This window comes from Kribbella sp. CA-293567 (assembly GCF_027627575.1).
Classification (GTDB): domain Bacteria; phylum Actinomycetota; class Actinomycetes; order Propionibacteriales; family Kribbellaceae; genus Kribbella.
Map to the genome: position 1 here is coordinate 1,387,177 of NZ_CP114065.1, position 21,584 is coordinate 1,408,760.

Consider the following 21,584-nt stretch of genomic DNA (forward strand, 5'->3'; position numbering starts at 1 on the left):
CCGGTCGCGAACTCCTCGCCGCCGATGCCACCCTGCTCTGGCATCCCTACTCGTCGCTGATCGACCCGGCGCCCCTGCACCTGGTGCGAGGTGCCGACGGGGTCCGGCTACGGCTCGACGACGGTGCCGGTGGCGAGGTCGAGGCGATCGACGCGATGGCGTCGTGGTGGTGCATGATCCACGGCTACCGCAACCCGGTGCTCGATGCGGCGCTGAAGGCACAGGTCGACGACTTCAGCCACGTGATGTTCGGCGGGCTCACCCACGAGCCGGCGGTCCGGCTGGCCGAGCGGCTGGTGGAGATCACCCCGGAGCCGATCCGGCACGTGTTCTTCTGCGACTCCGGGTCGGTGTCGGTCGAGGTCGCGATCAAGCTCGCCCTGCAGTACCAAGGGGCCCGGGGCAACCAGAACCGTACCCGGATGCTGACAGTCCGTGGCGGGTACCACGGAGACACCTTCGCGCCGATGAGTGTCTGCGACCCGGTGAACGGGATGCACTCGCTGTTCACCGGATCGCTGAAGGAGCAGGTCTTCGGGCCGCAACCACCCGCCGGTTTCGACCGGCCGGACGACGACCCGGAGTACCTGGCCTGGGCCGCGACGATGCGGCAGGTCGCGGCGCGGCACCGCGACGAGGTGGCGGCGATCGTCGTCGAGCCGATCCTGCAGGGCGCGGGCGGGATGTCCCCGTACAGCCCGGCTTGCTTGAAGTTGCTTCGGGAGTTGGCCGACGAGCACGGCTTCCTGCTCATCCTGGACGAGATCGCCACCGGATTCGGCCGTACCGGAACGCTGTTCGCGGCCGAGCATGCCGGCATCGATCCGGACATCCTCTGTGTCGGCAAGGCGCTGACCGGGGGCTACCTGTCGATGGCTGCCACGCTGTGTACGACGGAGGTCGCGCACACCGTGTCGGGAGGTCCGGGCGGGGCGCTCATGCACGGCCCGACCTTCATGGCCAATCCGCTCGCCTGCGCGGTCTCCCTCGCGAGCATCGACCTGTTGCTCTCCCAGGACTGGTCCGCGCGGATCGCCTCGATCTCCGCCGGACTGTCGGCCGGACTGGCTCCGGCGGCCTCGTTGCCAGCGGTGAAGGACGTGCGGGTGCTCGGTGCCGTCGGAGTCGTGCAACTTGCTGGACCGGTCGACCTGCGACGGATGACCGACGCCGTACTGCGCCGAGGCGTCTGGGTCCGGCCGTTCCGCGACCTGGTCTACACGATGCCGCCGTACACATGCACGGAAGAGGACATCGCCACCATCAGCACGGCGATCACCGAAGCGATTGCCGAGGGCAACTGATGCTGGAGGAGTGGCTGGCGCCGAAGGCGGTGGCGTTGGAGGCGCGCGGGCTGACGCGGCAACTGCGCGCCCGGCAGCCGGACGAGGTACTGGTCGACCTGGCCGGCAACGACTATCTCGGCCTGGCTCGCGATCCGCGCGTGGTGGAGGCGACCGTCGCCGCCGTCCGTGAGTGGGGCACCGGTGCGACCGCGTCCCGTCTGGTGACCGGAACCACCGCGCTGCACGCGGAACTGGAGTCGGCGTCGGCGGAGTACACCGGGCACGAATCGGCGTTGGCCTTCTCCTCCGGCTATCTCGCCAACCTGGGCGTGATCACCGCGCTCGGCGGCCCTGGCACCCTGCTCGTCTCCGACGAACACGTGCACGCCTCGCTCGTCGACGCCTGCCGCCTGGCCCGCTCCCGGGTCGAGGTCACCCCGCACAACGATCTCGAGGCGATCGGCAAAGCCCTTGCCGAGCGCAACGAACCGCACGCCCTGATCCTGGTCGAGTCCGTCTACAGCGTCCTGGGCGATGCCGCGCCCCTGGACGCCCTGTCAGCTCTGGCCCGAGACCACGGCGCGGTCCTCGTCGTCGACGAGGCTCACGGCCTGGGCGTCACCGGAAACGGCCGCGGCTCGGTCAGTGCAGCCTCCCTGGCCGGCCTCGACCACGTGATCGTCACCATGACCTTGTCCAAGGCAATGGCCAGCCAAGGCGGCCTGGTGCTCGGCCCCGCCGTACTGCGCAACCACCTGATCAACCGCTCCCGCCCGTTCATCTTCGACACCGGCCTGGCCCCCGCAGCCTGCGCAGCAGCCCTCGCTGCCTTGCGTGTCCTGCAAGCCGAGCCCGACCGCCCCGCCGCAATCCACACGACAGCAGCCCGTCTGGCCAGAGTTTGTGGCGTCGAACCCTCCAGCGGAGCCGTCGTCTCCGTTCCCATGCCGGGCCCGCGCGAAGCAGTACGAGCCGCCGGCCAGTGCCTCGCCAACGGCGTACGAGTAGGCGTGTTCCGCCCACCGTCGGTCCCCGACGGCATCAGCCGTCTCCGCCTCACCGCGCAGGCCGGACTGTCCACCCCCGACCTCGACCTCGCCTGCGAAGTCGTCGTCGCCGCGATCCAGGAAGTGTCGTGACCAAGATCCTCTTCGTCACCGGTACAGATACCGGCGTAGGCAAGACCGTCGTGACTGCGGCCCTGGCAGTCACCGCAGCCGGCTCGGTAGCGGTGGTGAAGCCGGCGCAGACCGGCGTGACAGCCGGCGAACCCGGCGACCTGCAGGAGATCCAGCGCCTCACCGGCCTGGCCGATCTGCACGAAGGTGTGCGCCTTCGGGACCCGCTCGCTCCCACCACCGCGGCGCGCCGTGAAGGCGCCTCGCTGCCGTCGGTGAAGGCCCAGGCCGGATCGATCACCGACCTGGCCGCCTCCCGGGACACCGTGATCGTCGAAGGAGCAGGAGGCCTGCTGGTAGGCCTCGACGAGGCCGGCCACAACCTCGCCGACCTCGCCGCCCACCTGGATGTTCCGTTCGCCTTCGTCGTCGTCACCCGCGCCGGCCTCGGCACCCTCAACCACACCGGCCTCACCGTCGAGGCCCTCCGGTCCCGAGGCCTGCCGATCGAAGGCCTGGTCGTCGGGTCCTGGCCCGCGGAACCTGAGCTGGCCGAGCGCTGCAACCTCGAGGACCTGCCGGCGATCACCGGAGTGCCGGTGATCGCCCGGGTTCCGGCGGGCGCCGGAGCCCTCGACCGCGCCACCTTCCTGGCCGCCGCGGGCGGCTGGTTCTCCAGCCGCTGAGCCACGCCGATGACCCGGCACTGCGCCGGTCGTGCTCGCGATCGAGGTCCGCGGTACTGCCCGCCCGCGAACGGGTCAGGCCGTGGCTTCGGTCAGGCTTCCTCGGTCGAGCTGTTGCTGGGTGAACAACCCCAGCAGGTAGATCAGCGCGACGTCCTGGTTCTCGAAGCCCACCTCGTCCGTGCGTAGCCCGCGCTCGGAGTAGAAGACGCTCCAGCCTTCGTCGACCGGCAGGGCGCAGACGCGAGAGTCGATCTCGGCGCCGATCGAGTACTCGCCGGCCGCGACGCCGAGCCGGTTCAGGTAGTTCTCCAGTACCTCTGGTGAAAGTTGCATCAGTCGGCTCCTCGGCTGTTATTCGGTCTCGGTGACGGAGCCGGCAGGTTCCGCGTCGTCGGAGTCCGGCGGTGGCACTTCCTCCAGGGCCCCCTCCGCCACCAGGTCTCTGACCGGCTTGAAGATCTTCATCTGTACTCCGCCTCCGGGCGAGCCGAGATTCAGGGCCGCCGCGGCCGTGCCCTCCAGCATCGGGATCTTCCGCAAGGCCCGGTAGAAATGCAGCCCCTTGCTGAGGCTGCTGGGATGCAGTCCCAGCTGCTCGAAGGGGACGTCGACCCGGCACAGGTAGGTGCCCTTCTCGTCGCCGAACCGGGCCAGCAGGTCATCGGGATCGATCGTGCCGTAGGTCTCGGTGCCCGCTTCGAACCCGCCGTTGGGCGGGTAGTCGCTGCCCTTGATGACGGCGTCCGGATCTGCCTCGCACTGCCGGCGGGACTCCTCCGAGGATCGCTTGGCCACGGCCTTGCTCCGCACCGCCTCCCCTGGGCCGAGAGCGCCTGGTGGCAGCGGCTTCTTACGGTTCTCGGCGGCCGCGGCAATCACCTCCGCGGGCGCCTTGTACGGATGCAACTCCTCGTCCAGGATCTTCACCTTGCGCCCGTCCGAGATGGTGAGGTCCTTCAGGAGCTCGTCGTGCCGGGGAGCCTTGGAGATGGTGGTGAACGAACGGCGGCCCATCAAGTGCGGGGCGTGGGTGTCCATGGTGAAGCGGAAGATCACTCGTCCGGCCTGCCTGCCGCCCCGCGACCGCATGGCGATCGATCCGCCGCCCATTGCGGCACTCCTCCACATCAGGCGTCGCCCGCCGCGGCGCGGATCTCGGCCTGCTCGCTCTCGGACAGCCCGGCCAGCGCGGTCTCGGCCTTGTCGGGATTTCCTGCTCGCGTGTAGGCCAGCGCCAGGTTGTAGCTGAGCTCCTGCGCGCCGTCGCTTCCGAACCAGGTGTCGGCGGAGCCGGTGTCGACCACCCGCTGCCACCGCTCGGCGGCGGCCTCGAAATTGCCCGCCCAGGCCTGCTCGAAACCACGCGCCCAGTCGGCGCGGGCCCGCATGTGGGCGGTGCTGTCCTCGTCGTACAGGCTGCGCATGTCCTCGTCGTCGAGGATGCTCTCCCAGATCGTCGCCGCCACGTCGAAGGCTTGCTGCTGCACCGCCGTGACCGCTTGATCGGCGTAATCCTGGACATTCTTGGCGTACTCGTCCTGCTCCACTTCGCTGACCGACATCGTTCCCTCCGCCTGACCTGGGCTGGTGTTCGTGGAGCACCAGCCTCACTCCGGCCGCGGTGCCGTGGGCGGTCTGCCGGGAAAACCAAGAAGCGGGGCCGCGGGCCTGAAGGAGCCGGGCCGGGTGCCCGAAAGGGAAGGCGAGGCGTCAGAGCGCTCTGGCCAGGTCCCGGCGGGAGGTGATGCCGAGCTTGGCGAAGATGTTGCGGAGGTGGTACTCGATCGTCTTGGGGGTGACGTGCAGGCGGGCGGCGACCTCACGGTTGCTGAGGTTCTGCACGACCAGTTCGGCGACCTGCTGTTCTCGTGCGGTCAGTGCGGGGCGGTTCACCTGCGGCGGCCCGGTCTGCAACCGGGCCAGATCGATCGCGAGCCGGCCACGATAGGGAACCGCGCCGAGTTCGCCGAAACACCGGTCGGCCGCGTGCAGCCAGTCCGCGGCGCGGGTGGTCTCGCCGCGGAGCAGCAGCCGGCGTCCGTGGGCATGGAACAGCATGCCGTCGGACAGCCGCTGCCGTGGTTCGGTCATCCCGGCCAGGAACTCCTCGACCAGGTCCACCGCCCCACGGAGGTCGCCCTCGGCCTCGGCCTGGCCCGCGGTCAACCGGACGAGCGTGCTGCCGGTGAAGGCCACGCCGTGCGTTCTCTCCCGGAGTACGGCGAGTTCGTGCGCCGCCTCGGTGATCCGGCCGTTGCTCTGCAGGGCGTCGACCAGCAGCGAGATCCACCAGGAGCTCCACCATCCTTGAACTCCGCCGATCACCCCACTCCCCGAGCGGAACTCCGGCACGGCGGAGAGCGCCCCGAGCATGCCGCGGAAGTCGTTGCGGGCTTGGCAGAGCAGCGCGCGGGCCATCGCGGCGTACCGGAGGTCCCGCGAGCCGCCAACTCGGTGCGCGGCGGCCGTCGCCCGCCGGACCAGGTCCTCCGCGATCTTCCAGTCGCCGCGGGCGGACGGGACCAACGACGCGGCCAGATGCTGGATCGCCTCGTTCAGCACCGGCTCGTCGCCGAGCGCGAGCAGGGACGCGCTGCGCATCGTCAGCACGCTCTCGTCCCATTCGCCCAGCCGGTACTGAACCGCTGCCAGATAACAGTGCGGCAGGACCCCCGACAGCATCGGCGTGCCCGCGTCCTGACGCCGGACCACTTCCGCCAGGTCGTCCCGGGCCTCCTCGACCAGACCGGCCATGGCCCGGATGGCGCCCCGGCAGCCGAGCGTCTCGAGGTCGTGATGGGAGATTTCCGCCGGATCGTCCGGCAGATACCGCAGTTCGTCCAGCCCGGCGGTCAAGCTGTCCCTTCGGCTCCGGACGACCGCCCGCAGACTGGAGACGTAGTCGCGCTGCGGCAGCGGTACGCCGTCGGCGCGCAGGGTGATCTCGGCGTACTCGAGGGCCTCGTCCAGGTCGCCACGCCGGACGCTGATGTCGGTCAGGCCGCCGGCGGCCGCACCGTGGATCCAGGAGGCGTTCTTCGACGGCCCACTGAGCTCGAACGCCTGGGCCAGATGCTGCTCGGCAAGTCTCCGCTCGCCGAAGAGGTAGAGCTCGCACAGGCCGAGGGTCAGCGAGCGCAGGGCCGACGGCGAGGAGCAGTTGGCCCGGTCGTACTGCCGTTCGGCCCGGCCTCGATCCGAACTGAACAGCACATGCGTCGTGGCCGTCAGCGACAGCCTTTCACGGTGGCTGTGATCGGCAGTCAACTCTGCCGCCCAGTTCAGGAAGGTCGCCGAGGTGCCGTAGTTCCCTTGCTGCGCCTCGGCGGCGGCGGCCTCCTCCAACTCGTCGGCGAGCCAGCTGTCGGTGGAGGTGACGGCGGCGACGCGATGCCGCCAGGCAAGGACGTGGTCGACCGTCGTCGCGGCCCGCTGGTGCAGGGTCTGCCGGCGGACCGGCGAGAGCGAGGCGTAGACGGCCTCGCGCTGCATGTCGTGGCTGATCGTGACCGGGCACGACGGTTCCTCGGGGAACCAGGTCACCAGACCGGCATCGATGGCCGGACCGAGCGCTTCGTGAGCGGCGCGGACGTCGGCGACCTTCGCGACCTGCGACAGGCTGGGGTGGCCGCCGAGCACGGCCATCGCCTCCAGTAGCGACCTGGAGGATTCGGGCAGTCGCCGGATGCTCCGGCGAACCGCCGAGCTGACCGAGGACGGGACGGCCAGCCACCAGTTGTCCGTGGTGAAGCGTTGTGAGAAGACCTCGTTGAGCAGGGTGCGGAGCAGCAGTGGATGGCCGCCCGTGTAGGAGTGGAACCGGTAGGCGGCCGTGGCCGGCATCCGGCGGCCGCAGATCCTCCGGGCCAGGTCGGCCACATCGACCAGATCGAGGCCGGACACCTCGAGCCGCAGATCGACGGGGATCCCGCGGATCAGGTGATCGACCGGCGGATCCGGCGCCGAGCTGTCCGGCGAGCGGCTGATCAGCACGATCAGGAGGTGCTCGGCCCACACTCTGCGCAACAGGTAACGCAACGCCTGCAAGGAGGCCTGGTCCACCCACTGGATGTCGTCCACCACGAGGGCGACCGGCCGGTCGCGCTGGAGCTCGTCGATCAGGCCGAGCAGCTGGCTGCCGACGGCGATCGGGTTGGCCTCGGGGGGTACGCCCGCCCGGAGCAACGGTGTCCGGGCCCGGATCTCTGCCGGGACCCGGCTCAGCAGCTGGTCGACGACCCCCATCTCCAGCAGGTGTTCCGACCGGTCCCCGGTCGCCTGGAGCAGGGTGAAATCGGACAGCTCGCCGGTGAAGCGGTGAACCAGGCCGGACTTGCCGATGCCAGGAGGCCCCTGGATGGTCGCGGTCTGGTGCTGACCCGCTCTGACCTTGGTTGCCAGCTCGGCAAGTTTGGCCAGCTCTGTGGTGCGGCCGACGAAGTCCGTTTCCGCCGGCTGCTCGAGCATGCCAGTGGTCATCAACGCCTCAACTCCATGGAGTGGCGACAGAGCGGGTCGCCAAACCGTGCCTGAAGCATCAGGTGATTGAACAACTGAGGAGTCGGCCATGAGGTTACGCAGTAACGGCAGGTTTTTTGGCAGCTACCACCCTGTGATCACATATCAGACCCCTAGCCGACCAGTACCAGCCCGGCCGTCAGAATCGAGCAGGTCGGCGCCGGGACGGGGTCGTTGCAGCTGAGCACCTGGTCGCCGGCCTTGGCCAGCGGCTTGCCGTTGACCAGGACCGACAGACTGGTCGCGATCACCGTGCCCCGGTTGTCCGGCGGCTTGGCGAAGCTCCCTCCGGCCGGGAGGTGCGGCGGCAAGTTCGTCGCCACACTGCCGTGGATCGCGGCCGGCTTGCCTTCGATCAGGACGTCCGTGCTGCAACCGGTGGTGATCTTCCCGCTGAACGGCAGCGGCGTGGGGGTCGGGACCGGGCCGCCGGGGGAGGGGACGAGGACGATGTGGATGTCGGTGCCGACGACCTGATCACCGAGTTTCGCCGCGGGCCGGCCCATCGGGTTCTCCTTCCGTGATCCGCGCTTTCGGCCGCCTGGACGCCTGCTCGCCGGGCATGCTCCGGCTCGGTGGTCCGGTGACGCCGACGCCGAGCTCGATGTTCTCCGGCGGTCGGGCGAGTTCGGTCCGGACCACCGGCGGGATCGGTGCGGTCACCACCAGTTCGAGGCAGGTGCGCGGCAACAGGCCGAGGGCCGGCCACAACTCCGGTGGCCGGTCGTCGCGTCCGACCGACACGGTCAGGGACGCACTTGCGCCGGTGAGCGAACCGATCAGCTGAGACGCCGGAACGACCGGGTCGTTGGCGAAGGTCCGCAGGATCCGGCCGAGCAGCGCGAGTTCCTGCTCCGGATCGGCTGCCCAGGCGGTGACCAGGTAGTGCAGGTCGTACTGCCGTTCCGGGGAGGTGCGGCTGACGACCCGGCCCTCGGCGTCCCGGTCCTCCGTCCAGAGTCCGGTCGCAGCCTGGCTCCGGCTCTCCCGGACGCGGTGCAAGAAGAGACCGACGATCGTCCCCTCGCTCTGCCAGGCCACCCGGGGTGCCTGCTGCCGGACGTCGACGGCGGCCGGCAACCGGCCCCTCAGGACCGCCCCGATCACCGCGCCCACCTCGTCCAGCATGGCTCCCACTGTCGGGGGTGCGACGCAACCTCATCCAGAAGCGTCCGAGCAACCGTCCGGCCTTCCCCGGTCGCCCGATCAGGCATCCGTTCGTGCACCGCGGCTTGTGGCGGGTGCCGTCCGCGCCGACGCAGAGTTGCCGCAGGCCCGATCCGTCGGGGCGGAGCCGATCAGCTGCCAGGAGGTCCGGATGCCGTCGTACCTGTCACCAGGTGTCTATGTCGAGGAAGTGTCCTCGGGGTCCAAACCGATCGAGGGTGTCGGGACCGCGGTGGCGGCCTTCGTCGGCTTCGCCGAGAAGGGGCCGGTGAACGAACCGGTGCTGGTGACGAACTGGACCCAGTACGTCGAGACGTTCGGGCAGTTCGTCGACGGTGCCGTCCTCGCGCACTCCGTCTACGGCTACTTCCTGAACGGCGGTGGGACGGCGTACGTCGTCCGGGTCGGTGGCAGCCCTGGCCAGGACGCGCCGCGGGAACTGACCGGTGGGCGGGCCGAGCTGCCCAGCCACGGCCCGGGCAAGGCGCTCACGGTCCAGGCGCTCGAGGGCGCGCCGGCCGATCGGCCGCTGGCCGTCGAGATCCAGGAGCCGTCCGAGCCGGGTGAGGACACCTTCAAGCTGATCGTCCGGTCCGGCACCGAGGAGGAGATCTTCGACAACGTCACGACCCGGCGAGGTCCGGCCAACGTCGTCACCGCGCTGCGGAAGTCCAAGTGGGTGGTCGCCGAGGAGGTGAAGGGCGGCGCGGTCGCCGTACCGGATGTCGGGGTCCGGACGCCGCTGGCGCCGCCCGAACCAGCGCCGCAGGTCGCCGCGGTGGAGGACTACGTCGGGGACGCCGAGGAGCGCACCGGGTTCTCCGGGCTCGAGGCCGTCGACGACATCACCATGCTGTGCGTGCCCGATCTGATGACGGCCTACCAGGCCGGTGCCATCGATCTCGACGGAGTGAAGGCCGTTCAGCTGTCGATGATCGCGCACTGCGAGCTGATGTCGGACCGGGTCGCCATCCTGGACCCGCCCCCCGGGCTGCGCCCCCAGCAGGTCAAGGACTGGCGGCAGAACGTGGCGGGCTACGACTCGAAGTACGCCACCTTGTACTGGCCCTGGGTAAGGGTCGCCGATCCCAGCACCGGCAAGCCGATCCTGCTGCCGCCCAGTGGTCATGTCGCCGGCGTCTGGGCGCGGAACGACGACACCCGGGGAGTGCACAAGGCACCCGCCAACGAGGTCGTGCGCGGCGTCCTCGACCTGCAGTCGTCGCTGACCCGCGGCGAGCACGACCAGCTCAATCCGATCGGGGTGAACTGCCTGCGCTTCTTCCCCGGTCAGGGCATCCGGATCTGGGGCGCCCGGACGCTGTCCAGCGATCCCGAGTGGCGCTACCTGAACGTGCGGAGGCTGTTCAACTACCTCGAGAAGTCGGTGCTCGGGGGCACCCAGTGGGTGGTCTTCGAACCGAACGACCCGTTCCTGTGGGCCTCGGTGGAACGCATCATCAGCATGTTCCTGCGCCGGATCTGGCGCACCGGGGCACTGTTCGGCCGGACCCCCGAGGAGGCGTTCTTCGTCAAGTGCGACGCGGAGAACAACCCGCCGGAGAACCGTGACGCCGGCATCCTCACCGTCGACATCGGGGTGGCGCCGGTCAAGCCGGCCGAGTTCATCGTGTTCCGGCTGTCCCAGTTCGCCGAAGGCACGGAGCTGCAGGAATGACCGGATCGACCACCCTGTTCGGCTCGCCGGTGGTCACGGCACCGAGGTTCTTCGTGATCTGCGAGGGCTGGACGGCCGGGATCGGGTTCTCCAAACTGGCGGGTTTCACCTCGGAGGTCGAGTACCAGGAGTACTCGTACAACAGCCGGCTGGGCAACGTCCACACCAAGCAGTTCGGCCGGGCGAAGGCACCGGCGATCGTGCTGGAACGGGCGCTGGACCGGGACGGGTTCGCGCAGCTGTACGGCTGGCATCTGCTGGCCAGGATGAACAACCCACTGGCCAAACTGCCGGCCTCGTTCGACATCTGCGACAAGGCGGGGGAGCCCGCGGTCGTCTGCCTGCTGGAGAACGCGTGGTGCGCGAAGCTCGAACTCGACGCCGCCCAGGCCGGCGGCCCCGCGGTGGTGATGATGCGCGCCACCATCATCTGCGACTCGATCATCCAGTTGTGACCGCACGAGCGGCGCGGCCGAAACGAAAGGACTGATGTGATGACAAGCAGCCCGCAGGTCCAGGACCAGGTGGTCAGCGCCGCCCGGTTCGTGGCCGACTTCCAGGGGTCGCCGATGGGGCGGATGGCGTTCGCCGAGCTGGGCGGGATCAACTCGAAGGTGGCCTCGCAGGAGTACATCTACAACGATGCCGAGGGCAACACCCGGCACACCAAGCAGTTCGGCAAGACGGATCCGCCGACGATCAGCCTGAAACGGGCGCTCGACGCCGGCGGCAGTGTGAAGATCCTGGCCTGGCACGAACTCGCGCGGCTCGGCAAGGCGGCCGCCCGCGCCGACGGCACCCTCACCGTCTACGACGCGAGCGGGACGCAGCAGGCGCTGTACCTGATCGAGAACGCGTGGCTGTCGGAGGTGACCATCTCCTCGATGAAGGCCGGCTCGTCGGAGGTGGCGATGATCGAGTGCAAGATCACCTGCGAGTCGATCACCGGGAAGGGCAAGTGACACCGCCCGGGACCCTGGCCGCCGGGGTGGGCGTCGGCAGCGGGATGCGGACCGAGTACCCGTTCGTGCTGCCCCGCGGCTTCGTCGACGAGCGAGGCACTCTGCACCGCGAGGGCGTGATGCGGCTGGCCACCGCCCGCGACGAGATCAGCACCCAGACCGATGCGCGGGTCCGGCAGAATCCGGCGTACCTGACGGTGCTGCTGCTCGAGCGCACGCTGGTCCGGCTCGGCGAGCTGCCGGAGGTCGACTCGCTCGTGGTCGAGTGCCTGTTCGCCTCGGATCTGGCCTTCCTGCAGGACCTGTACCGGCGGATCAACCAGAGCGGCCACACCGAGGTGGACGTCACCTGCCCGTCCTGCGGACACGACTACGCGGTCGACATCGCCGGTGATGTCCCGGGGGAAGCCTGACGACGTACCCGGCCGAGCAGCTCTGGGACGAGGTCGTGTACGTCGCGTACTACCTGCACTGGTCGCACGCCGAGATCCTCGACCTCGAGCATCCGGCCAGGACCAAGGTGATCGAGGGAATCGGCAGGATCAACAGCTTGCTCGACGGAACCGACGCGGCGGGTGCGCCGGAAGAGATCTGGAGGTGACCTGATGCGCTGGCCGTTTCGCCGCCGCTCCGCTCGCGAGCTGCCTTCGCCCGAACCGCTGACGCCCGACACCGGGGCCGACGGGGCCTGGGCCCGTGAACCGGTGCTGACGCCGGTGGTCGGACTGCGGCCGCCCGTGCTGGGGCCGTTCCTGGCCGGGCCCGACGTGGCCGGAACTCAGCAACTGCTGGCGCGCGACAATCGGCGCGGGGTCCGCGACTGGATCACGCTCGACCGGCCGGTCGGCGTCATCTCGGGAATCACCCGGCGCCGGTCCGCCGATCGTTCGCCGGCGCCGCGCCGGCTGCACCGCCGAAGCGAGTTGCCGGCCGGTGTGGAGAGCGCGGCTGATCCCGAGGTGCCGATCGACGATCGTCTTCCCGAGCCGGCCGATGGCCGCAAACGTGCACCGGCTGTGCGAAGGGCGGAGCGGGTCGCGTTGACGACGGCTGAGGACGTCGGCGAACCGCAGGAACCGACGCAGCCGTTTCGGAGCATCGGGGAGTACGAGCGGATGCTGGCCGACTACGAGTCGGGTGACGCGCTCGGACTGGCTTTGCTGACCGGGTTTTCGTCCGTTGCCGAGCCGCCCCCAGCTGTCGCGCAGCTCGAGTCGCCGACGCCGGTGTCGCAGCCGGTACGGCGGCCGACGCTCGCCCAGAGCCGTAAGCGCGGTCTCCGCGCGCCTGTGGGCCAGGACGCCGCGGAGTCGGGATCGGGCGGTGATGGTTCGGGTGAGGATGAGGAACCCGATCCTGGGCTTCCGTCGGACGACTCGTTGCCTATGGCAACGGGCAGCGCTGCGGCCGGTGTGGGAAGGGTTTTCGGGCGGGTGCGCCCGCGGGAAGCAGGTGAGCCGGTCGATCCGGATCGGTCGACCGCCGGAGTGAGGCCGGTACGCCGTGTCGGATCGGACGATCCCACCACGGTAGGTGGTGAACCAGAAGCAGTGGATGTTGCTGACGCGGTGGACATCGCTGACCGGGCAGAACGGATGGTGGTCCGGCCGCGCGGTACGGCGGGGAGTGTGCCCGGTCGATTCGTGGCCGGCCGGCCGGAGGTCGGTACGGAGTCCGGCTGGCCTTTGGTGAGCGGTCTTGAGCCGGGAAGCGGGTCGCCGGTTGACGGGGCGAGCCGGCGCGGTGCGGTGGGTGGTGAGGTCTGGGAGGACGGATCGGCGGTCGGCGCCGAGGTTTCCGGCAGCGGGTTGACCGGGAGCGGTGGGGCAGCGTCGGCTAGCCAGAGTGCCGGTGCCGAATCGGCGGGCGATGGACGAGGTGGCGTCGAACCGTTGGGCGATGCGGCAGCCAATGTCGGCTTGCCGGGTAGTGAGCAAGCCGGGAACGGACGCGGGGGCGAGGGAAGCCTCTGGGGCGGACAAGGTGGGGACGGGCCAGCCGGAACCAGGCAAGCGGGGAGCGGGCGAGCCGGTGGTGGACGAGCCGGGAGCGGGCAAGCGGGGAACGGACGAGCCGGTAGTGGACGAGCCGGGAGGGGGCAAGCGGAGAACGGACGAGCCGGGAATGAACGAGCGGGGAACGGGCAAGCCGGGAACGGCCGAGCCGGGGAGGGACAGGCCGGGGACGGTCGAGCCGGTGACGGACAGGCCGGGAACGGCCGAGTTGGGAACGGACAGGCCGGGAACGGCCGAGTTGGGAACGGACAGGCCGGGAGCGGTCGAGTTGGGGACGGACAGGCCGGGAACGGCCGAGCCGGGAACGGTCGAGCCGGAGACGGTCGAGCTGGGGACGGGCAGGCCGGGGACGGGCGAGCGGAGAACGGGTCGGCGGGCAGCGGACGAGCAGGAAGCGCGCGAGCGCGTGGGCGAGCTGCTGGTGGGTCGTTGAGTGATGCGCGAACTGCTGGCGGGTTTGCGGGCGGTCTGCCGATTCGTCGCGGCCGGCCGGGCGGTGCACGATCCGCTGCTGGGTCGCCCGAGGCGCGAGTCGGGGATGGATCGACAGGCGGTGAGAGTGCCGGCTACGGATCGCTCGGCAATGACTCGACCGGGCCGGCGGGGGTGCCTGGCCGAGGGAGTGAGGACGCTTCGGCCAACGGCGACTGGGATGGCTCGGGCGAAGTCCGGATCACCGGATCACCGATGCGGCCTGGGCTGTTGGGCGAGGACGTGGTTCGGTCCGCCACGGTAGAGCGCGGCCGGGCAGTTGGCTTGGGCGACAGCTTGTCCGGCGTGGTGGAGAAGGAGGTCGTCCGCGCACCGGTTCGAGTGGTTGCGGCGGTGCAGCAACGGTTCGGCGTCGCGGTGGACGACGTACCGGTGCGACGAGGACGAGTGGTGAGCGCGCGAGCGGAGAAGCTGGGCGTACGAGCGTTCACAGCGGGCGGGGTCATCCATCTGCCCGCGGAGGCAGGGGGCCTGGAGAGCCCCGAGACACAGGCGTTGATTGCGCACGAACTCACCCATGTGGCACAGCAACGCATGCTCGGCCCGGGACTGCCCACGGTCGCCTCGGCCTTCGGGCAGCAACTCGAAGAAGTTGCCCAGGGCACCGAAAACTGGTTCCGGTCCGGCCGGTCGATGCCGCTCCTGCATCGATCCGCGGACCGCCACGGTGCGACCTCACCGATCCACTCCGCCTCACCCGACGATTCCGCTGCCTGGAGTTCTGTGGCCGAAGCCCCGGAGCAGGTTCAAGGTTCGCTGCTAGGGGCGACCGCCCCAGCCCTTGCCGGTTCCGCGGCCTCCGGGGATTGGAGCTTTCACCCGGGCAACGCTGCTCCGCCGGAGTACTGGACACGACCGGACGACAGCGACCAGGCCGGCTTCCACGGGGGCGATCATGCGCACTTCCTCGGCTCTGGTGGACCGGGTCGGCCGATGCCCGATCCACGATGGCCCGATCAGCAGGCGATCGACGCGATGCTCCGCAACAACCTCGCCGCTCGCGGCCGGGCGGAGCCGGAGCTCCGGACCGACCAGGAACTGCTCGAGCGGGTCGGACGGCTGGAGACCTCGGTGGCGGAGATCCACCGCGTCTCCGGCGGACCGGAGCCGGTGGACCAGCTGAACGACTCGCACTTCCTCCAGCGGCTGGCCGACCGGCTCTACGGCGACTTCCGGCATCGGCTCCGCGGTGAACTGCTCATCGACCGGGAGCGCCGCGGGGCGCTCGCCGACCTAGGTTAAGGACAACGTCATGGCGCCCTCGTTGCGGTCCGTCGGTAAGGGCCTCGAACTGCTGACCGGACAGGTCGGGATGTCGCACCGCTACGTGATCGACATCGACCGGTCCGGCTACCAGCTCGGCTCCTGGAGCAAGGCCGGTGGCCTGGCCGTCAGCTGGCAGCGCCACACCTATCGTCCCGGCGGCGCGACCCATCTCACCATCGTGCCGGGCGACGTCTCCTACCCGAACATCAGTCTGTCCAGGGCTGCCGGCGCGGACTCCGGCAGGGTGCAGGAGTGGCTGGTCACGGTCACCCGCGACCGTACGCCGCTGAGTGGCGCGATCTACCTGGTGGACTTCCTGGGGATGCCGGTCGTCACCTGGAAGCTGCGCGAGTTCTTCCCGATCGGCTGGCGGCTGACCGAGTTCGACTCCGGCGGGTCGCGGCCGGCGATCGAGGTACTGGAGCTGGCGCACACCGGGTTCCTCGACGCGGAGGCGAAGCTGCCATGACCATGCCGGGGATGTCGATGGCGGCGGGGGCGGCCGCGCTCGTCACGGACCAGCTGGGCTCGAAGACGCCCGGTGGCGGGTCGCTGAACCCACGCCCGTACGGAATGACGATGTGGTTCCGGGTGCTGGTGCCGGCCCTCGACGGCGGGGCCCCGACCTCGCTGGGACTGTGGTCGGGCTGCTCGGGGCTGACTGTCCAGCTCACCCCGGAGGGCCCTTTCGACGAGGGCGGGAACTACACCTCGGCACGCCATCTGCCGGGCAAGATCACCTACCCGAAGGTGGTTCTGGAGCGGGCCATGACGGCGGACGGAGCAGCGGCCGTGCGCAAGTGGCTCGAAGACCAGGCCGTCAGCTGGGTCGGCGGGCAGGCACCGCAGACGGCCTCGTCCGGGCCGGTCGTGATCGAGATGCACAGCGGTCCCGGGCGCAACGACGCGGTGATCCATCGATGGGAGCTGACGAACGCCGTACCGGTGGAGTGGGCGGTTCCGGCGTTGACCACCAGCGGCAGCGGCGGGATAGCGCTGGAGAAGCTCGCCCTGGTGCACGGCGGTTTCCTCAAACCGGTCGAGCAGGTTCATCGCCTGGAACTGATCGAGAAGGGCAATGCGGCCTTCCAGTTGCAGTTCCTGCACAACCCGGACAAGGTCGAGTTCGAGCGGTCCAGGGAGGCGGAGAGCAAGCACGCCACGGCTCTCACCCAGGCGGTGGTGGTCGATCCGAACAGCCTGAAGATCACCCTGGCCAATCTCCGGCTCGAAGGCTGTGCGCAGGTCGAGGCAGCGGTTCCGGTGCTCAGCCGATGGATCGAACTGGACACGCCGCAGGGATCGGGTCAGCCTGCTGGACGTCCGAAGCCGGCCGAAGGGACGGACGCACCGGCCTGTCCGTCGTGCGGTCGCACCAAGCCGTCCCCGGCCGACGCCACCGCGGCCGGTACGCCGCGGGTGCTGCGGGTCGTCTGGGGCGAGGACCGGGGTGGAATGCCGCCGGAGATGATGCTGAAGAGCTACACGCTGACCTTCACCAGGTTCACCCCGGCCGGCAAGCCCAGCCGGGCGACCGTCAAGCTCACGCTGCAGGAGTACCGCCCACAGAGCTCTGCGGGCCGGAAGGGATCGCCACCACCGGCTCGTGGGCGGCAGCCGGCGAGTGGCAGCCCCCAGCGGCCGTCCGCCCCGGCGCCCTCGTCCGCCCCACCGGCCGCCGGCCGGTCCGACGATCCGTTGCGGTCGGCAACAGGTGGACGGCGATGACGGTCATCTCGGATCGACCGGCCGACGGGACGGCGGCGGTGCCGGCGACCGTGTACCTCGGCGTCGCCCGGCGCCCCCTGGCGGCCGAGCTGGCGGACTCGATCGTCCGGGTGGTGGTGGACCAGCAGTTGCGCCTGCCGGGCATGTTCGAGGTGGTCTTCGACGATCGCGGTGCGCTCGACCGGTTGCTGACCCAACTGGCGATCGGCACCGAGGTCGGGATCGCCGCGGCTTCACCACTGCGTCCCGGCGATCCGCGCCTGCTGATGACCGGCGAGGTGACCGCGATCGAGGCCGACTACGGCGAGACGGCTTTCGTCACGGTCCGCGGCTACAGCCACGAGCACCGGTTGCAACGGGCCCGCCGCAGCCGGACCTTCGTGAACATGTCCGATGCCGACATCGCCCGCAAGATCGCGCGCGAGGCGGGTCTGACGATCGGCGAGATCACCCCCACCCGGGTCGTCCACGAGCACCTCGGCCAGGTGAACCAGACCGACTGGGAGTTCCTGTCCGCCCGGGCGGCCGCGATCGGCTGTGACTTCGGTGTTGCCCAGGGCAAGTTCTTCTTCGGTGACCGGACCATCGGCGCGCCGGTCCGGCTGATGCTGCTGTCCAACCTGCTCGCGTTCGCACCCCGGATCACGGCCGGCAACCTGGCGCCGGAGGCGGAGGTACGGGTCTGGGATCCGCTGGCCGCGAAGGTGGTCAGCGAGCGTGCCGACGTGACGATGACCGGGACGGCGACCGGCACCTCGGCCGGTCCGCGGCTCCAGCCGACGGTTGCCAAGGTCAACGATCGTCCGGGTCCGGTGGCCGGCGGCCGACAGGCCGGGGCGAATCTCGGACCGAGGCCGTCGGACCAGGCGACGGTGCTGGCCGACCGGCCGATCGGGTCCGGGAACGGAATCGGCCAGGCCGCGCGGGCCATGGCCGCGGGGCTGGCCGACCGGTTGGGCGGGACCTTCGCCGAGGCGGTCGGGGAGAGCGTCGGCGATCCCTGGCTGTCCGACGGCCGGATCGCCGACATCAGCGGTGTCGCGGCACCGTTCGCGGGGCAGTGGAAGATCACCCGTGCCCGGCACGAGCTGGCCGGTGGCCGGTACCGGACCCGGTTCGAGGTGACCGGTGCTCAGGACCGGAGTCTGCTCGGGCTCGCCCAGGGCGGCCGGCGACGCGACGACCGGGTCGCCGGTGTGGTCTGCGGCATCGTGACGAACAACGTCGACCCGTTGGGCAAGGGCCGGGTCAAGCTGGTCCTGCCGTGGCTGTCACCGGAGTACGAGACGAACTGGGCGAGCGTGGTCCAGCCTGGCGCCGGAGAGAACAGCGGCGCGCTGGTGCTCCCCGATCCCGGCGACGAGGTGATGGTCGGGTTCGAGTTCGGTGACCTGCAGCGGCCGTACGTGCTCGGCGGGATCGTGAACAACCGCAGTACCTACAGTCTGGGTGCTCCCGCGGTGAAGGCCAACGGTGCCACCGGTGTCGTGCAGTGGCGCGGCCTGGTCGCGCCGTCCGGCAACCGGCTGGCCTTTCATGACGAGGCCGCCGGCCCGGCCCGCTTCGAGCAGGGCGAGATCCTGCTCGGGAGCGGCGACGGCAAGGTGACGCTCCGGATCGATCAGGTGGCCGGCGTGGTCGCCGTCAACTGCCTGCCGAACAAGCTGACCAGGCCCGGGGAGAAGGGCCGGATCGTGATCGAGTGCGGACCCGGCGGGGCGATCGAGCTGGTTGCCGGCGAAGGCGGTTCGGTGACGATCGACGGCGGTGCCTCGCTCAGCCTGAAGGCGCAGCGGCTGAATCTCGAAGGCGCTCAGATCACCGTCAACGGCACCGGCCCGGTCGAGGTCAAGGGCAAGCCGATCAAGCTCAACTGATTGCCGGAGGAGAACATGACGATCGACGCCGTGGCCGGGTTGCGGTTCCCGCTGGACTGCGCCGGGTTGGGGGCCTTCGCGCTCGCGCGCGGAACGGACAAGCTCGAACAGGGGATGCGGCTGATCCTGCTCACCTATCCGGGCGAGCGGGTGATGCGCCCCGACTTCGGCAGCCGACTGCGCGACTACGTGTTCGAGTCCGCGACGCCGGCCACCATCATCCGGCTCGCCGACGAGGTGCAGCAGGCGATCAACGCCTGCGAGCCACGGGTCCGGGTGCACCAGGTCGAAGTCGTCCCCGACCCTTCGGTCGACGGTCTGCTGCACCTGCTGATCAGGTACCGGTTGAGCGGCACCGACGAGGTCCGCGAGGCCGTCATCGACTTCGCCACCGATCGGCACCCCGGTGCCGGCGAGGAGGACTGATGGCGCTGCCCGCTCCCCATCTGGACGACCGCCAGTACGACGACCTGGTGGCCGACTCGGTCGCCCTGGTCCGGCGGTCCTGCCCGGAATGGACCGACGAGAACCCGTCCGATCCGGGCATGGCCCTGATCGAGGCGTACGCGTTCCTGACCGACGGCCTCTTCCAGCGGCTGAACCAGGTGCCGGACCGGTTGCTGGTGAAGTTCCTGGACCTGATCGGGTTGCGGCTGGTGTCACCGACACCTGCCCGGGTGCCGGTCACGTTCTGGCTCTCGTCGCCCGCCCAGTCACCCATGATCGTTGCCCGAGGCACTGAAACCGGGACGGTCCGGACCGAGACGGCGGCCTCGGTGGTGTTCGCTTCGCAGACCGAGCTCACCATCCCGCCCTGCTCGGTGACCACGGTCCTGACCAGGTCGCAGGAGCGGACCGAGACAGTGCAGGCCGACCTCGTCGCCGCCGCCACACCGGCGTTCTCGACCCCGCCGCAACCAGGAGACGAGTTGCTGATCGGCCTGGACGTCGCCGTACCGTCGGTGGCACTGAGGCTGGAGTACGGCGGGCAGACGGAAGGCCTCGGCATCGACCCCGGCCATCCGCCGCTGGTCTGGGAGGCGTGGACCGGGTCCGGCTGGCGTGAGTGCGAGCTGGATCGGGACGAGACCGGCGGACTCAACCAGTCCGGCTCGCTCGTGCTGCATGTCCCGGACGGCCACCAGGGCAGCGTCATCGGCGGCCAGCCGGCCGGCTGGATCCGGGCCCGGGTGATCCCGGTCGAGGCCGGCCGGCCGGGGTACACGGCGTCCCCGCTGATTCGCCGGCTGGAGGCGGACAGCATCGGCGGCACGGTCGAGTCCGTGCAGGCGGAGCTGATCTTCGACGAGATTCTCGGTGAGTCCGAAGGAGTGCCTGGGCAGGTGTTCGCGGTCCGTTCGGCCCCGGTGCTGGCCGGGCTGGGCAGTCCGGTCGTGGAGGTGAGTTCCGACGACGGGTGGCTGGAGTGCACCGCGGTCGAGGACTTCGCCGCCAGCGGGCCGCAGGACCGGCACTTCCGGCTCGATCCGGTGCCCGGTGAGGTGTCCTTCGGGCCGGTGATCCGGTGGCCGGACGGTGGCCTGCGGCAGCACGGGCTGGTGCCGGAGAAGGGTGCCACGGTACGGATCCGTGAGTACGCCGTCGGTGGCGGGCTACGTGGCAACGTGCCGCGGGCGGCGATCGGGACGCTGAAGTCGTCGATCCCGTTCGTGTCGGCGGTCGAGAACAGAGTGGCGGCCCACGACGGGACCGACGGCGAGACGCTGGCCGAGGCCCGCGACCGGGCGCCGATCCTGCTCCGGACCCGTGGCCGGGCGGTGACCGCGGAAGACTACGAGGCGCTGGCCCGCGAGGCGGTTCCCGAGGCGGCGCGGGTCCGCTGCATCACCGCAGGCGTTGATGCAGGGCAGGCCGGAACGGTGAAGGTGCTCGTGGTGCCGGCCGCGGCACAGCATGACGGGGTGATCACGTTCGCCGATCTGGTGCCGTCGGTGCCCTTGCTGGAGAAACTGGCGGCGCGACTCGAAGAGGTCCGGCTGATCGGTACCAGGGTGTCCGTCGAGCCACCGCGGTACCGCGGGGTGACGGTGGTCGCCCGGTTGGTCGCCAGACCGCGGGTCGATCGTGACCGGGTTCGGACGGACGCGTTGCGGACGTTGTACCGCTTCCTGAATCCCTTGCCAGACGGTGGTTTCGACCGCCTCGGCTGGGAGTTCGGCCGGGCGGTGCGCTCCGGCGACATCTACTCGGTACTGCAGGCGGTTCCCGGCGTCCAGGCCGTCGAGGACATCCGGTTGTTCAGCGCCAATCCGGTCACCGGCGAACGCGGTACGGAACAGACGCGGATCGATCTCGAACGCAACAGCCTGGTCTTCTCGTTCGAGCACCAGGTCAAGGTAGGGGATCACTGATGCTGGTCTGTGGCGAGTGCGGACATCGCAACGATGAGCGCGACACGTTCTGCGGTTCGTGCGGGGAGTTCCTGGAGTGGAGCGCGCAGCGGGTGGTGCCGGCCGCCGCGGTCGCCACCGTCGCCGATCCCGAGCCACTGCCCGCCAAACGCGGACTGCTCGCCCGGATCTCGCGTGCGGTGCAGGATGTCGTCGGCGGCGACCCGATCGCGGATCCTGGCGCCGCTGCCAATCCACCCACCGGCCCTGGCGCCCCGGCACCACCCGCGCGACCCGGTGCTCCTGTACCGCCTGCGCGACCTGGTGCTCCTGTACCGCCTGCGCGACCTGGTGCTCCTGTACCGCCTGCGCGACCTGGTGCTCCTGTACCGCCCGCGCGGCCCAGCGCTCCGGCACCACCGGCACCGCCGGCGCGA

At 70.1% G+C, this 21,584-nt stretch carries 20 protein-coding genes; 14 read left to right on the top strand and 6 right to left on the bottom strand.

Annotated elements, in window-relative coordinates; genetic code table 11:
- Positions 1 to 32: 32 nt before the first annotated feature.
- The 3 genes from bioA to bioD are packed head-to-tail and all read left to right on the top strand — an operon-like array spanning position 33 to position 3,090.
- Positions 33 to 1,304 (top strand): adenosylmethionine--8-amino-7-oxononanoate transaminase, encoded by a 1,272-nt coding sequence (bioA, locus tag OX958_RS06720; RefSeq protein WP_442913286.1) that lies wholly within the window; start codon positions 33 to 35, stop codon positions 1,302 to 1,304.
- The gene (locus tag OX958_RS06725) at positions 1,304 to 2,425 is read left to right on the top strand and encodes an 8-amino-7-oxononanoate synthase (RefSeq protein ID WP_270136290.1); all 1,122 of its coding nucleotides are present in this window, start codon (positions 1,304 to 1,306) and stop codon (positions 2,423 to 2,425) included. The genes bioA and OX958_RS06725 overlap by 1 nt, the downstream gene beginning before the upstream one ends.
- Entirely contained in the window at positions 2,422 to 3,090 is a 669-nt protein-coding gene (bioD, locus tag OX958_RS06730) for a dethiobiotin synthase (RefSeq protein ID WP_270136291.1), read from the top strand. Before OX958_RS06725 ends, bioD begins: the two co-directional genes overlap by 4 nt.
- A gap of 75 nt (positions 3,091 to 3,165) precedes the next feature.
- On the opposite strand, the gene OX958_RS06735 is transcribed toward bioD, so the two are convergent.
- The 6 genes from OX958_RS06735 to OX958_RS06760 all read right to left on the bottom strand — a co-directional run bounded on the left by OX958_RS06735 (position 3,166) and on the right by OX958_RS06760 (position 8,739).
- Positions 3,166 to 3,426: a hypothetical protein gene (locus tag OX958_RS06735; RefSeq protein WP_270136292.1), complete on the bottom strand. Its 261-nt coding sequence runs from the start codon at positions 3,424 to 3,426 to the stop codon at positions 3,166 to 3,168.
- 18 nt (positions 3,427 to 3,444) lie between these two features.
- Positions 3,445 to 4,203, bottom strand: a complete 759-nt coding sequence (locus OX958_RS06740) for a TNT domain-containing protein (protein WP_270136293.1) — start codon at positions 4,201 to 4,203, stop codon at positions 3,445 to 3,447.
- A 17-nt stretch (positions 4,204 to 4,220) separates the two neighbouring features.
- Positions 4,221 to 4,655 (bottom strand): hypothetical protein, encoded by a 435-nt coding sequence (locus OX958_RS06745; RefSeq protein ID WP_270136294.1) that lies wholly within the window; start codon positions 4,653 to 4,655, stop codon positions 4,221 to 4,223.
- A 148-nt stretch (positions 4,656 to 4,803) separates the two neighbouring features.
- Positions 4,804 to 7,572 (bottom strand): ATP-binding protein, encoded by a 2,769-nt coding sequence (locus tag OX958_RS06750; protein ID WP_270136295.1) that lies wholly within the window; start codon positions 7,570 to 7,572, stop codon positions 4,804 to 4,806.
- Between the two features lie 152 nt (positions 7,573 to 7,724).
- A complete protein-coding gene (locus OX958_RS06755; RefSeq protein WP_270136296.1) occupies positions 7,725 to 8,117 on the bottom strand; it encodes a PAAR domain-containing protein in 393 nt (130 codons plus the stop codon).
- Positions 8,089 to 8,739, bottom strand: a complete 651-nt coding sequence (locus OX958_RS06760; RefSeq protein ID WP_270136297.1) for a Pvc16 family protein — start codon at positions 8,737 to 8,739, stop codon at positions 8,089 to 8,091. The genes OX958_RS06755 and OX958_RS06760 overlap by 29 nt, the downstream gene beginning before the upstream one ends.
- 190 nt (positions 8,740 to 8,929) lie before the next feature.
- On the opposite strand from OX958_RS06760, the gene OX958_RS06765 reads away from it, so the two are divergent.
- The 11 genes from OX958_RS06765 (at position 8,930) to OX958_RS06815 (ending at position 21,168) form a co-directional block, all read left to right on the top strand.
- Entirely contained in the window at positions 8,930 to 10,456 is a 1,527-nt protein-coding gene (locus OX958_RS06765) for a phage tail sheath family protein (RefSeq protein WP_270136298.1), read from the top strand.
- Entirely contained in the window at positions 10,453 to 10,911 is a 459-nt protein-coding gene (locus OX958_RS06770; protein WP_270136299.1) for a phage tail protein, read from the top strand. The genes OX958_RS06765 and OX958_RS06770 overlap by 4 nt, the downstream gene beginning before the upstream one ends.
- Before the next feature lie 39 nt (positions 10,912 to 10,950).
- Positions 10,951 to 11,418, top strand: coding sequence for a phage tail protein (locus tag OX958_RS06775; RefSeq protein WP_270136300.1), 468 nt, complete (start codon positions 10,951 to 10,953; stop codon positions 11,416 to 11,418).
- Complete coding sequence (locus tag OX958_RS06780; protein WP_270136301.1) at positions 11,415 to 11,831, top strand: hypothetical protein; 417 nt, start codon at positions 11,415 to 11,417, stop codon at positions 11,829 to 11,831. The genes OX958_RS06775 and OX958_RS06780 overlap by 4 nt, the downstream gene beginning before the upstream one ends.
- A 35-nt stretch (positions 11,832 to 11,866) precedes the next feature.
- Positions 11,867 to 12,019: a DUF6760 family protein gene (locus OX958_RS06785; protein ID WP_270136302.1), complete on the top strand. Its 153-nt coding sequence runs from the start codon at positions 11,867 to 11,869 to the stop codon at positions 12,017 to 12,019.
- Positions 12,020 to 14,210: 2,191 nt separating this feature from the next.
- Positions 14,211 to 15,167, top strand: coding sequence for an eCIS core domain-containing protein (locus tag OX958_RS06790; protein ID WP_270136303.1), 957 nt, complete (start codon positions 14,211 to 14,213; stop codon positions 15,165 to 15,167).
- A gap of 10 nt (positions 15,168 to 15,177) precedes the next feature.
- A complete protein-coding gene (locus tag OX958_RS06795) occupies positions 15,178 to 15,660 on the top strand; it encodes a phage tail protein (protein WP_270136304.1) in 483 nt (160 codons plus the stop codon).
- On the top strand, positions 15,657 to 16,919 hold the full coding sequence (locus OX958_RS06800) for a phage tail protein (RefSeq protein ID WP_270136305.1): 1,263 nt from the start codon (positions 15,657 to 15,659) through the stop codon (positions 16,917 to 16,919). The genes OX958_RS06795 and OX958_RS06800 overlap by 4 nt, the downstream gene beginning before the upstream one ends.
- Positions 16,916 to 18,796: a phage baseplate assembly protein V gene (locus OX958_RS06805; protein WP_270136306.1), complete on the top strand. Its 1,881-nt coding sequence runs from the start codon at positions 16,916 to 16,918 to the stop codon at positions 18,794 to 18,796. The genes OX958_RS06800 and OX958_RS06805 overlap by 4 nt, the downstream gene beginning before the upstream one ends.
- A 15-nt stretch (positions 18,797 to 18,811) precedes the next feature.
- A complete protein-coding gene (locus tag OX958_RS06810; RefSeq protein ID WP_270136307.1) occupies positions 18,812 to 19,222 on the top strand; it encodes a GPW/gp25 family protein in 411 nt (136 codons plus the stop codon).
- Entirely contained in the window at positions 19,222 to 21,168 is a 1,947-nt protein-coding gene (locus OX958_RS06815) for a putative baseplate assembly protein (protein WP_270136308.1), read from the top strand. Before OX958_RS06810 ends, OX958_RS06815 begins: the two co-directional genes overlap by 1 nt.
- Positions 21,169 to 21,584 lie beyond the last annotated feature (416 nt).